Annotated in this window: 10 protein-coding genes and 3 pseudogenes; 7 read left to right on the top strand and 6 right to left on the bottom strand. The window is 68.5% G+C overall.

Annotation, left to right across the window (positions count from 1 at the left end):
• Window positions 1-21: 21 nt before the first annotated feature.
• Window positions 22-3,243, bottom strand: a complete 3,222-nt coding sequence (locus A6P39_RS01250) for a bifunctional cytochrome P450/NADPH--P450 reductase (RefSeq protein WP_067055432.1) — start codon at window positions 3,241-3,243, stop codon at window positions 22-24.
• A 253-nt stretch (window positions 3,244-3,496) separates the two neighbouring features.
• On the opposite strand from A6P39_RS01250, the gene A6P39_RS01245 reads away from it, so the two are divergent.
• From A6P39_RS01245 to A6P39_RS45275, 4 genes and pseudogenes are all read left to right on the top strand, one after another.
• On the top strand, window positions 3,497-4,165 hold the full coding sequence (locus A6P39_RS01245) for a TetR/AcrR family transcriptional regulator (RefSeq protein WP_234379251.1): 669 nt from the start codon (window positions 3,497-3,499) through the stop codon (window positions 4,163-4,165).
• A 347-nt stretch (window positions 4,166-4,512) separates the two neighbouring features.
• Window positions 4,513-6,021, top strand: a complete 1,509-nt coding sequence (locus A6P39_RS01240) for an MFS transporter (protein ID WP_067055427.1) — start codon at window positions 4,513-4,515, stop codon at window positions 6,019-6,021.
• A 117-nt stretch (window positions 6,022-6,138) separates the two neighbouring features.
• Window positions 6,139-6,651 (top strand): annotated as a pseudogene (locus A6P39_RS01235) (amidohydrolase family protein); the annotation flags it as partial.
• Between the two features lie 65 nt (window positions 6,652-6,716).
• Window positions 6,717-7,118 carry a PP2C family protein-serine/threonine phosphatase gene (locus tag A6P39_RS45275; protein ID WP_067055421.1) on the top strand — a complete coding sequence of 134 codons (402 nt, stop codon included), beginning with the start codon at window positions 6,717-6,719 and terminating at the stop codon, window positions 7,116-7,118.
• Here A6P39_RS45275 and A6P39_RS01230 read toward each other — a convergent pair.
• The 4 genes from A6P39_RS01230 to A6P39_RS01215 all read right to left on the bottom strand — a co-directional run bounded on the left by A6P39_RS01230 (window position 7,031) and on the right by A6P39_RS01215 (window position 8,798).
• Complete coding sequence (locus A6P39_RS01230; RefSeq protein ID WP_199841024.1) at window positions 7,031-7,219, bottom strand: hypothetical protein; 189 nt, start codon at window positions 7,217-7,219, stop codon at window positions 7,031-7,033. The two genes, A6P39_RS45275 and A6P39_RS01230, sit on opposite strands and share 88 nt — an antisense overlap.
• Window positions 7,220-7,248: 29 nt before the next feature.
• Window positions 7,249-7,578 carry an NIPSNAP family protein gene (locus A6P39_RS01225; RefSeq protein ID WP_067055418.1) on the bottom strand — a complete coding sequence of 110 codons (330 nt, stop codon included), beginning with the start codon at window positions 7,576-7,578 and terminating at the stop codon, window positions 7,249-7,251.
• A 41-nt stretch (window positions 7,579-7,619) separates the two neighbouring features.
• Window positions 7,620-8,009 carry an SsgA family sporulation/cell division regulator gene (locus A6P39_RS01220; RefSeq protein ID WP_234379249.1) on the bottom strand — a complete coding sequence of 130 codons (390 nt, stop codon included), beginning with the start codon at window positions 8,007-8,009 and terminating at the stop codon, window positions 7,620-7,622.
• A gap of 351 nt (window positions 8,010-8,360) precedes the next feature.
• Window positions 8,361-8,798, bottom strand: coding sequence for a hypothetical protein (locus A6P39_RS01215; RefSeq protein WP_067055412.1), 438 nt, complete (start codon window positions 8,796-8,798; stop codon window positions 8,361-8,363).
• A gap of 369 nt (window positions 8,799-9,167) precedes the next feature.
• On the opposite strand from A6P39_RS01215, the pseudogene A6P39_RS01210 reads away from it, so the two are divergent.
• Window positions 9,168-9,378: pseudogene (locus A6P39_RS01210) on the top strand (ferredoxin).
• A gap of 81 nt (window positions 9,379-9,459) precedes the next feature.
• Window positions 9,460-9,881: pseudogene (locus A6P39_RS01205) on the top strand (cytochrome P450); the annotation flags it as partial.
• 31 nt (window positions 9,882-9,912) lie between these two features.
• Here A6P39_RS01205 and A6P39_RS01200 read toward each other — a convergent pair.
• On the bottom strand, window positions 9,913-10,548 hold the full coding sequence (locus tag A6P39_RS01200; protein ID WP_067055409.1) for a TetR/AcrR family transcriptional regulator: 636 nt from the start codon (window positions 10,546-10,548) through the stop codon (window positions 9,913-9,915).
• A gap of 432 nt (window positions 10,549-10,980) precedes the next feature.
• Between A6P39_RS01200 and A6P39_RS01195 the strand changes: the two genes are divergently transcribed.
• Window positions 10,981-13,443, top strand: coding sequence for a SpoIIE family protein phosphatase (locus A6P39_RS01195; protein ID WP_067055406.1), 2,463 nt, complete (start codon window positions 10,981-10,983; stop codon window positions 13,441-13,443).
• Window positions 13,444-13,755 lie beyond the last annotated feature (312 nt).

Below are 13,755 nucleotides of genomic sequence, written 5' to 3'. Positions count from 1 at the left end.
CGCCTTGACGGCGTGCGACGGTCAGGCGAAGACGTCCTGCTGGTAGCGCTCGTCCGCTTCGAGCTGGGCGAGCCACTGCTGGGCGGTCTCGTCGTCGCTGCCGGTCTTCTGGCGGTGGATGGCGGCGAGGGCCTCGCGGACGGCGGGGGCCATACGGCGGCCGTCACCGCAGACGTAGATGTACGCGCCGTCCTCGATGGCCTGCCACACCGCGTCGGCGGCATTGGCTATGGCGTTCTGCACGAACCGGGCCGGGTGCCCGGTCACCGCCGAGTAGGCGGTGTGCACCTGCGCGATCCCGGCCTGCTCCCAGTCCTGCATCTCCTGCTTGTAGAAGTAGTCGTGCTCCGGGTGGCGGCAGCCGACGAAGACCTGCGACGTGCCCACCTGGGTGCCGTTCGCGTGCTGTGTCGCCCGCTCCTCCAGGAAGCCGCGCAGCGGCGCGATGCCGGTGCCGGGACCGATGAGGATCAGCGGCGTGGCGGGGTCGGCGGGCGGGGCGAACGTCGGGGAGGGCACGCGGACGTAGCCGTAGACGACGTCACCGGGCTCGAGGCCGGCGATGTAGGCGGAGCAGGTGCCGCGGTACTGGCCGTCGCCGGACAGGGCCGGGCCCTCCAGCAGGCCGACGGTCAGGCGCACATGGCGCGGGTTGGCGGACGGGGCGGAGGAGATGGAGTAGAAGCGCGGCCGGATGGGGCCCATCATCTCCAGGAACACCGCCAGCGGCAGCTCGACGGCCGGGAAGCGCTCCAGCAGGCCCAGCACCGAGATGCGCTTGCCGAGGATCTCCTTGCTGTAGCGCTCCTCGGCCTCCTGGGTGTCGGCGGTGTACGCCTGGAGCTGCGGCCGGGTCCACGGGCACTCGGTGTACTCGGCGAGCGTCTGGATCTGGGACCGGGTGGCCACGTCCTGCAGCTCCAGGAACTCGGTGAGCAGGATGCCGGCGGTGACCGGGGTGCCGACCGGCAGGTGGGTGCGGCCACCGGCCGGCTGATCGAGCCGGAGCACCTGGTCGTACTCGACGCCGAGCCGCCTCAGCGCGCGCTCCACCAGGGCGAGTTCGTTCTTGGCGAAGACGGCCAGGTGGTTGCCGGTGTCGTAGGTGACGCCCTCGGGCAGCTCGAAGGTGATGGACTTCGCGGACGGGCGCGGCGGCTCGATGGCGAAGTCCCACAGGCCGGTCGCGTCGGCCACGAGTTCCTCGTTGATCACCACGGTGAGCGGGTACGCCTGCTCGGAGACGATGGCGGGGCGCACGTCGGACTCGGTGAGCAGCTGGACCTGGTAGCGCGGGCCGCTCGCCTCGGAAGTGTCGGCGGCGTACTCCTCGGCCAGAGTGGCCCACAGGTTGTCCATCCACCGCGTGGCCATGCCGTCGAAGTCACCGGCGGCGTCCGCGATGCCGCGCTCGACGACCGGGGTCGCGCCGGCGGCCAGCAGACCTTCCTCGATCCGCTTGGGGAATGCCTGGTAGGTGGCCACCCACTGGGTGTTGCCGGCGCCCAGCAGCGCGTACCGCACGTTGGACAGTGAGCCCTCGGGCAGTCCGGCGGCGAGGAGGTCGTCGAAGCGCTGGGCGTTGTCGGGGGCCTTGCCGTTGTAGCTGGCGGCTACAACGGCGAGCAGGCCCTCGGTGGGCAGGTTGTCGCCCAGCTCGTCCAGGCTCACCAGCGTGGTGCCGAAGCCGGAGCGCTCACTGCGGTCGGCGATGGTGCGCGCCAGGTCCTCGCAGGAGCCGAGGCTGGAGCCGTAGGCGACGGTCAGGTTCACACCGACACCGCTGACCGCTGCCTGCGCCTGCGTGTCGCCGGTCTGCACGTCCGCGGTGCCGAAGACGGTCCGCTCGTGCTCCTGACGGCGCCGGACGATCAGCTCGAAGTTGCCGGGCTTGCGCGTCAGCGCCTCCCGTACGTCCATCTTGTAGTCGCTGGTGTCCGAGAGCTTGAACTTCTGCAGCACCAGTGTCAGGGCCAGGCGGGCCTCGGTGAGCGCGAACTGGCGGCCGATGCAGGCGCGAACGCCGTTGCCGAACGGCTTGTAGGCGTGCGGGTGCTGCTGGGCCCGGTTCTCCGGCAGCCACCGGTCGATGTCGAACTCGTCGGGCCGCTCCCATGCCTTGGGGTGGGTGTGCAGCGGGCCTTCAAGGATGCTGACCCGTGTGCCCTTCTTCAGCTCGTAGCGGCCGCCGATGACGGTGTCGTCGATGGGCGCCTTGGCGATCATCGGGATGGGAGCCCACAGCCGCAGGGTCTCCTCCAGGATCCGCGGGATGACGTCCAGCTTCATGATCGTGTCGTAGTCCGGGACGGTGTCGCCGGGCAGCAGGCGGTCCACCTCGGCATACGCCTGGGCCAGGACGTGCGGGTTGCGCATCAGCGAGTACGTGGCGAACGACAGCAGACCACTGGTGGTCTCATGCCCGGCGATCAGGAACGTCAGCACCTGGTCACGCACGTTGTCGACGTCCAGCCGCTTGCCGGTCTCCGGGTCGGTGGCCTCAAGCATCAGGCCCAGCAGGTCGTCCTCAGCGCTGCCCTTGCCCTCCTGGCGCTCCTTGATCACGCTCTCGACCAGCTCGCGCATCGCCTGGATGTTCTCGCCGTACTTCTTGGCATCGGCCCTGCGCAGCTTGGTCATCATCGGCAGCTCCTGAGAGCGCCGCATCGACTCGGTCAGCGCGCCCAGCATCGCGTTGAGGAACGGGTGCAGCTCCTCCTTGTCGAAGGAGTCGAACCGGTAGCCGAACCCCGACAGGGCGATGGTGTCGAGCGTCAGGCGGGTGTAGTCGTCGGTGATGTTGACCGGCTGACCCTCCCGGCGCTCCCACTTGCCCGCCAGGTTCTGGGCGATCTCCAGCATCTGCCCGAAGTAGTTCCTCATGGCCCGCTGGCTGAAGGCCGGCAGCAGGATCCGGTGTGCCCTGCCCCATTCCTCTTCGTGCTGGTGGGCGGTGAACAGGCCGGCGCCGGCGAAGTCCCGGATGTGGTGCAGCGGCGTCTTGTCGATCTGCTTGAAGAACCGTGTCTCGTCGCTGACCTCGGCCACCAGGTCCGGGTCGTAGACGAAGACCTGCTCGATGCCGGCGATGTCCATGCCGTAGATGCCCTCGGGGAACTGCTTGGACAGCTCACCGAAGTACTCCACCGGGTTGGTGTCGGGGATCTGCGGCGTGTGGCCGAGCAGAGGGATCCCCCGCGGGGACCGGATGGGACGAAGGTCGTTCGCGGAGTGCGTGGTCATGACTTGCTCCTCTGCGTGGAGGGGGTGGAGGGGGTGGGCAAGGGCGCGCTGCGCAGATCGATGCCGTGGCGCCATACAGAAACATACGCCGTATGGAATTAGAACCATACGCGGTACGGAAAGTGGAGTGCAACCCCGGGAGTCCAGGTGACGCTGTGGTGAAGCTCATTTCCATACCGTGTACGGAAGTGGTACCGTACGGGGTATGGAAAAGAAGGCGAGACGGCCCCCGCGGGGAACGAGGAAGAGAGACGTGCCTCTGACGGAGGCCGGGATCTATGCCGCCGCCCTGCGGCTCATCGACGAGGACGGGGTCGAGGCGCTCACCATGCGCAAACTCGCCACCGCGCTCGACGCGAACCCGATGTCGCTGTATCACCACGTGCCGAACAAGGAAGCGGTGCTGCGCGGCGTCACGAGAATGGTCGGCGCCCAGTTCCGCACCGTGACGCTGGAGGACGCTCCCTGGCAGGAGCGCATCCGCCTGCTCGCAACTGACTTTCGGACCCTGGCGCACCGTCACCCCGAACTGATGGCCTACTCGTTCAGCCATCAGCCCGACTTCATCCAGCCCGACGACCCGTTCTGGACCGCGCTCACCGCGATCGTGGAGGCTGCCGGGGTTCCGCAGTCAGAGGTCTCGGAGATCGCGGCGCTGATGGTCGCCGTCGTCATCGGTGTCCTCGCCGCAGAACTGAACGGCGCACTCCACCAGTGGTCGACCCTCAAGTCCCACGGCCCTGAAGTCGACGAAGACGGGGCCGCGGACGCAGACCTTGGCTCTACGAGTGCGGCCTCTGAAGGCCCTGACCCGGATTACATGTTCCGTCTCGTGATGGACACGCTGATCACGGGCCTGGAAGGCCGCCTCACCGCCGGTCGTGACGGCCGTGCACGCCGGCCATTGAGCCAGTCAGCCTGAGACGCTGCGCCCCTGAGGCGCCGGCGCCACCCCGTCACATCGGGTGAGACCGCCCGGCGGGGTGGTTCCACATCCAGCCCCTGCACGGCAGCCGTATGCCGACGCTGAACCGTGAAATGACCATGGTCGTTGGCTTGTTCCTGGTCTCCCTCCTGAGGGGGGAGACCGTCGGCCTCGTCGAGCTGAATCACCCGCGTCATCCGTTCACCGAGGCGGCTACGCCGCCAAGTGCTCCCGCCCGTGAGCGCGAAGTGGCGCCCCGTACCGGATGGGACCTCCCCGATCTCTCGATCCGTTCTTTTCTCTCTTCCTCCACCCCCCATTCGCTGTCCGGAGGGCTGCCTCCCATGTCCCAGAACGCCACCGTCGCTGCTTGCGGCGCCGAGACCACACCTGAGAATGTGCCCGACCTGTCGCACCCGCGTCGCTGGTGGATCCTGGTGGTCATTTCCCTGTCGATGCTGATGGGTGTCCTCGACGGCACCATCGTGAACATCGCCCTGCCGTCAGCCCAGCACGACCTCGGCTTCTCGGACGCCGACCGGCAGTGGGTGGTCACTGCCTACGCGCTCGCCTTCGGCAGCCTGCTGCTGCTCGGCGGCCGGGTCGCGGACCTGGTCGGTCAGAAGGTGACATTCCTGGTGGGCCTGGCCGGCTTCGCGGCCGCTTCCATGGTGGGAGGTGCGGCGAACGGCTTCGCCATGCTCGTCATCGCGCGCGCCGTCCAGGGCCTGTTCGCCGCCCTGCTGGCCCCGTCCGCGCTGTCGCTCCTGATGACCACCTTCACCGATCCGCGCGAGCGGGCGAAAGCTTTCACTGTCGCGGGCTCGATCGCCGGTGCCGGCGGAGCCATCGGCCTGATCCTCGGCGGCGTGCTGACCCAGTACCTGGACTGGCGCTGGACCATGTACGTCAACGTGATCTTCGCGGGGGTGGCGTTCGCCGGTGGGGCGAACCTGCTGCACCGCACCCCGCGCGACACGTCCTCCAAGCTCGACGTCCCCGGCACCCTGCTGGCCTCCATCGGACTGTTCTGCCTGGTCTACGGGTTCTCGAACGCCGAGACGCGTGGCTGGGGCTCGGTGGCGACCTGGGGCATGCTGGCGGCCGGAGCCGTACTGGTGGCCGTCTTCGTGTGGTGGCAGAGCAGGGCGACGTCTCTGCTGCTGCCCCTGCGGGTCCTGCTGGACCGTAACCGCGGTGCCTCCTTCGCCGCCCTCTTCGTCACCGGCGCGGGCATGTTCGGCGTGTTCCTGTTCCTGACCTACTACCTGCAGCAGAGCCTCCGCTACAGCGCCCTGAACACCGGCTTCGCCTTCCTGCCCATGATCGTGGCGTCGTCGTCCGCCTCCGCGGTGGCGAACAACGTCCTGGTGGCGCGCATAGGACCGAAGCCGGTGGTCCCGCTGGGCATGGCCATCGCGGCCGCCGACCTGACCTGGATGACCACGCTGGGCCTGAACAGCGGATACGTGACGCAGGTACTGCCCCAGTTGGTACTCGTCGGCATCGGGCTGGGCACGGTCATCGCGCCCGCCATGAGCCTGGCGACCTCCGGCGTGGAGGCCGCCGATGCCGGCGTCGCATCGGCCGCAGTCAATACCCTCCAGCAGATAGGCGGTTCCATCGGCATCGCCTTGCTCAGCACGATGGCCTCCGACGCCGCCACCGGCTACCTCTCCGGCCGCAATCCCAAGAACCCCGGCGTGCTGGCTCAGGCCGGTCTGGAGGGCTATTCCACGGCCTACTGGTGGTCGGCGGCCGTCTTCGTCGCCGGCCTGGTCGTCACCGCCCTGCTCTACCGCCGGGGTGTGCCCCAGCAGAACGAGAACGCCGCACCTGTCGTGCACATGTAGGGGGCAGAAAGTGCCGACGGTATCAAGCATCCCGACGGGATGCCTGGCTGGCCCGCGTGGAGCGTCGCAGATCATCTCGGCATGATGCCTCGGTGACCCCGGTTCGAGCCGCTCTGGGAGGAACTCGACCGCCGCAGCGCCGTCGTCCACGTTCACCCCACCTCAGCGCCCCACGCCGACGAGCTTGCTCTTGGCCGGCCACGACCGATGCTGGAGTTCCTCTTCGACATCGCCCGCACTATGAGCGACCTGCTCCTGCAAGGAGTCCTCGCCCGCCGTCCGCGGATCAGCTGGATCTTGACACACGGCGGAGGTGTGCTGCCGCTGCTCGCCGACCGGATGGAACTCTTCCGCGCGCACGTCGGCGGAGGCGCCGTCGACGCGCCGAGCGCCGTCCAGCAGCTCGGCCTCCTCTGGTACGACGTGGCCGGCACGCCCTTTCCGCGCCAGGTCCCGGCCTTCGACGCGGCCTTCGGCACCGAGCGTCTCCTGCATGGCTGCGACTATTGCTGGACACCCATCGACGCGGTGCTCGCTCAGGTCGCCACCGTCGACTCCGCGCTGCAGCCGTCCGCCACGTCACTACCTCACCACCGGCAACGCCAGCAACTTGCGCGGCACCGGTCATGAGCAATTGGGTCTGACGACTGCGGTCGCCACGACAGCACCGCGGCCCGCGCCGGGTCGCCGCAACGGTGCACGACGCCGACGAGCACTTCATCACCGCTGCCCTGCTAGACATCCCCGATCAGGGTCCGCCGGCCGAGATGCTTAGCTGCGGCCATCCCCCGCCCCTGCTGATCTGTGGAGACCAGGTGACCGTCTTGCACTCCCGCCGGCCCGCGCCCCCGTTGGGCCTGTGCGCCCTCTGCGTCCGGAAGGACAGCACCGACCCGTTCACCTTGGAACCTGGTGACATGGTGCTGCTCTACACCGACGGCGTCATCGAAGCCCGCTCACCCGCCGGAGCCTTCTACCCGCTCGCCAACGGGTCGCCTTCTTCCCCGCCTCAAGCCCCCACGCGCTGCTGCACCACATTCACCACGACCTGCTCGAATACACCGCAGGGCGACTCACCGACGACGACGCTTTCCTGATCATCCAACGCACCCCCTCGCGTCATCTGCACCGGCCGCACCTCATGTCCGGCGCCGAGGGAACTGCCTTGTAACGAGACCCGTTGGACGTCGGCCGCCATGGCCGAAGCATCCGGTCGCGCGAGAACCCTCAGCGCAAGGGTGAGTCGGCGGTGGGCGTCAGCGCGGTCTCGGTGACGCCGACGATCTGGCTGAGGTCGAAGCCCTCCATATCGGCGCGGAATTCCGGGCTGGCCAGATACGCCAGTAGCCGCTCCTGCACGTCGTCGCCGTCCCGGTAGGAGACGAGGGCGTACAGCTGGGGCGTCTCACTGCCGGGAGCCGCGGGCACCGTCCAGACACCGTGCGTGGTGATCCGGTACTTCGCCATGCCGGGAATGTGCTTGGACCAGATGTTCGCGTAGGCGACGAGCGCCTTGCGGCTGCACAGCGTGTAGACACGAAGCTGGTACTGGGACATGAACAGTCGATCCTTTTCTGTCTGAGCATGATGATCAGTGGTCAGCTTTGCGAGAGCAGGTGTGCCAGTTCGGCGTCCCAGTCGATGCGCTCCGACTCGGTGCCCCGTGGCACCACGGTCTCCGTGCGCTCCAGGAAGGTCTTGACGTCGTGTACGGGGACCTCGACGAGGGCGGTGCCCGCGCGAGACCCGAGAGCGATGTACATCGCGGGGTCACCGCGGTCGGCGGCCGACCAGATCCGGACGTCCCCATGACCTGCGCAACCGTTCAGGCCGTCGGCCAGAAGGTCACGCCCCAGGACCCATTCGACCGGCTCGTCGCTGTGGACGAAAAAAGCGGCACGGACGACGTAGGGATCAGCAGGCTCGTACCGCAGCCGCATGCACAAGGGCTGTGAGTAGGTGCGCGAGACGACGAGCTGCGCGGTCACTGCCCGAACCACGGTCCTCGAAGACTCCATGGGCATTCACTCCAAGGCACCCCCCTTGCCTCGGCTGCGCCCCGGTGCTCGTGGCGACAACCACGCATCGAATCAGGAGGTGTTCAGCAGGGCCCGGGCGCCGGACAGCATCGGCGGACCGCGCGAGTCGTGGCGTCGCGGCAGTTGGGCGACGCGCGCCTTGTGGCACGAGGTGGTGCCGCAGGCAGGTTCAGAGGGAGCAGGCCGCCCGGGCGGCGGGCAGGGGACCGCTGATCCGTGACCAGCGGTCGCATCCCCGCCGCCGACAGGCATCAAGGTGAGAGGTATAGCCTCCGCTCAGGGGCACAGACGGGACCTGTCTTACCAGTCACCCTGGTTCCGGCCGTAGTGGTCCCATCCGTAGGAGTCCCAGCCACCGTGGTTCCGGTAGTAGTGGTCCCAGCCCCGGCCGTCGCTCTCGTAGCGGTTCCAGTCGTACCGGTAGGACATGTCGGACTTCCACTCGCGCCCCTCGTCGTCCCAGCGGTAGCAGCGACCGTCGCGGCTGTGCCAGAGGGAGCCGGCGACATGGTCGTCGTGGTGCCAGCCACGCTCTGCGTCCCAGCAGTAGCCCTGCTCGATCAGGTAGCCCACGCCGTGGTCCCAGCGGTAGTCGGCGGGGTTGACCTCGGCCGACCGCTGGACGTGCACGGAGGCGGGAGTCGCGGCCGAAGCGGTGCCCCCGGCACCGACAACGGCGACACCCGCGACCGCCACGGAGGAAACGGCGACAGCAATCCGCTTCGTGAGCTTCTTCATGATCTTTCCTTCCGGTTGGTGCGGTCTGCACCAACGGCTGCTTTTGCAGGCGATGTGTAGCGCCTGGCGTTGTGTGGCGTTGTCCGTCAGCAGTTCCATACGCTGTACGGAATCACCCCGCCAGGATAACCATACGACGTATGGAAATGGGGCGGCGGTGACAGTGACTCGGGTCACCCGGACCACCTGGCCGAAGGGATGTACCTGAACGCTTCTCAGCAACTGGAAGGTGGTTGCCGTGAGTTCGCCTCCTTCCCCCTCACCCTGCTGGCCCGAATACCAGCTCTCCATCACCAGGCATGCAGGCACTCAGCTCTGGCCCCACGCTGGAGAGGAGGGGGTGTGGCAACGGAGGAAGAAGTGGTGGAGATGCGGACCGTTGTCGACCTCGCATGCTGCCAGGGCTATGCACAGTGCGTGTTCCTCGGCCCCGGAGGTGTTCGAGCTGCACGGGGAGGAGGGGCTGCTGTACGCCGCTGCGGTCCCGGACGACCAGGTGGAGCGGGTACGCCAGGCCGCGGCGGCGTGCCCGGTGCAGGCGATCCTCCTCGGGGAAGAGGTGAGTCGCCCGGTGACCTGAAAGACGGCCGTATGGTCATCGTCGGCGCGTCGCTGGCCGGGCTGAGAGCCGCGGAGGCGCTGCGCGAGGAGGGCTTCACCGCATCCCGAGCAGTTGGACCGGCTGCGCCGCGACCCCGAACTGCTGCCGCGAGCGGTGGAGGAACTGCTGCGTAACGAGCCCCCGGTCCACATGCGCGAGCGCATCCCGCACGCCGACATCGACGTCACCGGCACCAAGATCCCGCAACACGCGTCGTCATTCTGGTGCTGGCCTCAGGCAACCGCGACCCCATGCGGTTCCACGAGCCCGACCGGTTCGACCCCACCCGCCCGGACAACCAACACCTCGGCTTCGGCGGTATCCACCTCTGCTACGGCGGACCCCTGGCCCGGATCGAGGCATACATCGCGCTCAGCGCGCTGCTTCCCCACCTCGGCAGCGCCCGCCTGGTCGAGGACCCGCCCCCCTACCGCCAGAACGCCATGCTCCGCGGCCCCCGCCACCTGTCCATCCAACTGTGAAGCCGCGTCGTCGGCAGACAGCACATCGTCTTCACGCCGCAGCGGGAAGGGGCCGCCGGGCGAGGTCACGGGCCTCGTCCGCGGAGACGCCAAGCATGTGCAGGAGCGTCTCGGCCATCTTTGCGGCTGCATGGTCCCTGTCGGCCTCGGGCTGATGGAACCAGAGCTGCAGGAGCGCCAGCAGGCTGCCGTTCAGCACGGTCAAGGCGATCATCGGGTCGACCACGGTGAAGCGGCCAGAAGTCATGCCCTGCTCCACGTCGTGTCTCGCGCGCGGAGCCAGTCCGCAGCCGGCGCATATGCGGCCGAACTCGCTGTGGCAGAGAATCCGCATGATCTCCGGGTGTGAGCTGGCCATGCGTGCGCTGAGCCGCATACCGGCCGCGAGGCGCTCGGCGGGGTCGTCGACGCCGTACAGATGTTTGTCGACGGCTCGGGCGAACTCCTCCAGTGCATCGGCCACGGCTGCGTCGAACAGGTCCGGCTTGGACGTGAAGTGGTTGTAGAACGAGCCGAAGCCCACGTCGGCGAGTTCCGCGATGGTCCGGATGCTGGCGCTCGTATCGCCCGAATCGGCCAGGAGCTGCCGCGCGGCGCGGACGAGTGCCTGCCGGGTCTCGGCCCGACGGCGTTCGAAGCGATTCCTGGGTGAGGCTGACATCGGCATACACCGCACACAAGGTCACCAGTTCTGATGAATTCATCATCGCGCTGCCGCTGTGAATTGTCCAGCCTGAACCTCGCCGGACCCCAACTTCGCCGCCCAGGGGTCAGTGATTGCAGCGGCGACAGAGGCCGCCTCACCTTCCCCGTCGCACCGCATGGCCATATTTGATTGAACGATCAGTTTCGGTGGCCTTGACGATGAAGCGGTCGTATATGACTATTTCATCAGAAGTGGGCAAAATGGTGCAAAGGTGGCGGATGCCGGGCTGCGGGTCACAGGGCAGCGGCGGAAGCCGCCCGCTGCACCGCAAGGATCCCGCTACCCCCGGGGTCTCCGCCTCCTGCCCATCACCGTCCACCACGGCTACAGACCGGGCGGCCGTGCCCACATGCCGGCACTCCCTCACCTCCGAACTGAAGGGGATCAACCACGATGACGCATACCGACCACACGCCACTCGCCAAGCCGGTGAGCCCCGGCGAGATACCGGACTCGGCGATAGCGGTGATCAATGCGGACGGGACGGTGGCGGCGTGGACGCAGGCCGCTGAGCGACTTGTCGGGTACTCGGCCGCGGAAGTGGTGGGCCGATCCGCCGCGCACGTGCTACCGCCCCCTGAGGAGGCCCGAATGGCTTCGCTGTTCGCCGAGCAGCGCCGTGCCCAAAGTGGCTGGTCCGGCACCGCCGCGGTCCGCCACCGCGACGGCCACACGCTCAAGATGTCGCTGCGGGTCTCGCTGTTGTGGGGACAGGACGCCGGCACCCGGTGGCTGGTGTCCGTGACCGACATAGGCGCCCTGTCCTCGGAGCCTGCCAACGGACCGGTGCGGGAGTCGCTCCTTGCCCATGCACCGATCGGCATCGTGGTGTACGACCCACAGTTGCGCTGTACTTGGGTGAACGACGCCATGGAGCGCCACGACGGCATTCCCCGTGACCGGCGCTTCGGACGCCGTCTGAAGGACTCGCTGCCCGCCGTGGAGGCCGAAGCGCTCGAGGTGGTGATGCAGCAGGTGCTGCAGAGCGGTACCACCATGGTCCACGAATACCGGGCGTGGCCGGTGTCGGACGGGCGCCGTGAACATGCGTTCTCGGCCTCGTTCTTCTGCCTCCAGGACGCGGACGGCACGCCCCTGGGAGTGTGCTCCATGACCGTGGATGTCACCGGGAACCGGCGGGCGCGCGAACGCCTTGCCATCCTCAGCGAGGCGAGTACGCGCATCGGCAGCACCCTCGACGTCATGCAGACCGGGCAGGAACTGGCCGAGCTCGCCGTGCCCCTGCTGGCCGACCACGCCCTCGTCGATATGGTCGAGTCGGTTCCCTTTGGCGTGGAACCCTCGGCACGGATCGGCACGACGAGCGGCCGCCCGCCGCTGCTGCGCCGTGCCGGGGTGGCCTCCATCGACCTGGGACTCCTGGAGTTGCCGTGGGTGCGGGAAGAGGTGATCCACACCCACCCGAGCTCATCGTTCGCCGTCGCCCTGCGCACGGGCAGGTCTCACCTGGAGCCGGTGCTCGACACCCAGGCCGGTCCGTGGGTCGACCACGACCCGGTGCGGGCGCAGAAGGTGCGGGACAGCGGCGTCCACTCCTTGATGGTCGTGCCCATCCGTGCGCGGCGCTGCGTGCTGGGACTGGCGCTGTTCGGCCGCTCCGAGGAACAAACGCCGTTCCAGGAGGACGACCTGCTCCTCGCCGAGGAACTCGTCACCCGGACCGCGCTCAGCCTGGACAACGCCCTGCAGTATGCGCGCGAGCGCACCGTGGCCCTCACCCTGCAACGCGACCTGCTGCCCCACCGGGTGCAGGGCGGTGCCGCCGTCGAGGTCGCCTCGCGCTATGTCCCCGCCGACATGGACCACGGCGTGGGCGGTGACTGGTTCGACGTGATCGAGCTGTCCGGCGCACGGGTGGCCCTCGTCGTCGGCGACGTGGTCGGACACGGCATCAACGCCGCGGCGACCATGGGCAGGCTGCGCACCGCCGTGCGCACGCTCGCAGACCTCGACCTGCCCCCCGACGAACTGCTGACGCACCTCGACGACACGGTCCGGCGACTGAACGACGAGGACACCGACGACACCGACCAGGCCCCCGCGGTGGTGGGCGCCACCTGTCTGTACGCCGTCTACGACCCGGTCACCCGGCGGTGCACCATGGCGCGGGCCGGGCATCCGCCGCCCCTGATCGTCGGCGCACAGGGCCGGGTCACCGTCCCCGATCTGCCCGCCGGAGCCCCGCTCGGCCTCGGCCTCGGCCTGGTCCCCTTCGAGTCCGTGGAACTGGAACTGCCCGAAGGAAGCGTGCTCGCCCTCTACTCCGACGGGCTGGTCGAGTCCCGGGACGAGGACATCGACGCCGGCCTGCGCCGTCTGAGCGCCGCCCTGGCACAGCCGGGCGCATCCCCGGAGGACATGTGCTCGCGAGTGATGGAGACCTTGCGCAGTCACACACCGGCCGACGATGTCACCTTGCTCCTTGCCCGGACCCGCGCGCTCGAGCCCGCCCAGGTCGCCTCCTGGGACCTGCCGAACGAACCGGTCACCGTCACCACAGCCCGGCACCTGGCCGCCCGTCAGCTCAGGGAATGGGGGCTGGAGCCACTCGTGACGCCCGTGGAGTCGATCGTCAGCGAACTGGTCACCAACGCCATCCGCCACGGCGACGGCCCCAGCCGCCTACGGCTCATCCAGCACCGGGTGCTGACGTGCGAGGTCTTCGACAGCAACACCGGCCAGCCACGCCCCCGCCATCCCCACACGCTCGACGAGCACGGCCGCGGCCTCCAGCTGGTCGCACAGCTCTCGCGCCGGTGGGGCTCCCGCTGCGCAACTGACGGCAAGGTCGTCTGGGCCGAACAGGACCTGCCCTCCACGGCCGGTGCCCTGTGACCCGTCGGCGAGCCGCGCGCGACAGGGGTCGTCCGCGCGTGTCGGTCTCTCGTAGCCGCAGGGCTCTTACCAGGAAGCCAGCGTTATGGATCACCCAGTGAATGGTGAAGACGCCGACTCGGTAGGCGCCTCCCAAGCAGCTATGAGTTGTCTTTGGTGCCGGTCCCGGCCGGGATGTCCGCCCTGGACGGCCGGCAGTCGCGGTGCTGGACGACCGAGGCGTGGTGGTGGGGCGGACCAGGACAGCAGAGGATCTGACGGGGTTCCACGCCGATGACGTCCACGGCCGCCCCGTGCGGCCCTGCTCTTCGC

The sequence above is a fragment of the Streptomyces sp. FXJ1.172 genome (genome assembly GCF_001636945.3).
GTDB lineage: Bacteria > Actinomycetota > Actinomycetes > Streptomycetales > Streptomycetaceae > Streptomyces.
Note: the sequence above shows the minus strand (reverse complement) of the source record. Positions and strands in the feature narration are given on the sequence as shown.

Coding starts and splice junctions, on each gene's coding strand:
- A6P39_RS01195 (WP_067055406.1), top strand. CDS start 10,981: ATGACGCATACCGACCACACGCCACTCGCCAAGCCGGTGAGCCCCGGC.
- A6P39_RS01215 (WP_067055412.1), bottom strand. CDS start 8,798: ATGAAGAAGCTCACGAAGCGGATTGCTGTCGCCGTTTCCTCCGTGGCG.
- A6P39_RS01225 (WP_067055418.1), bottom strand. CDS start 7,578: ATGTCCCAGTACCAGCTTCGTGTCTACACGCTGTGCAGCCGCAAGGCG.
- A6P39_RS01230 (WP_199841024.1), bottom strand. CDS start 7,219: ATGGCGGCCGACGTCCAACGGGTCTCGTTACAAGGCAGTTCCCTCGGC.
- A6P39_RS01200 (WP_067055409.1), bottom strand. CDS start 10,548: ATGCCGATGTCAGCCTCACCCAGGAATCGCTTCGAACGCCGTCGGGCC.
- A6P39_RS01250 (WP_067055432.1), bottom strand. CDS start 3,243: ATGACCACGCACTCCGCGAACGACCTTCGTCCCATCCGGTCCCCGCGG.
- A6P39_RS01240 (WP_067055427.1), top strand. CDS start 4,513: ATGTCCCAGAACGCCACCGTCGCTGCTTGCGGCGCCGAGACCACACCT.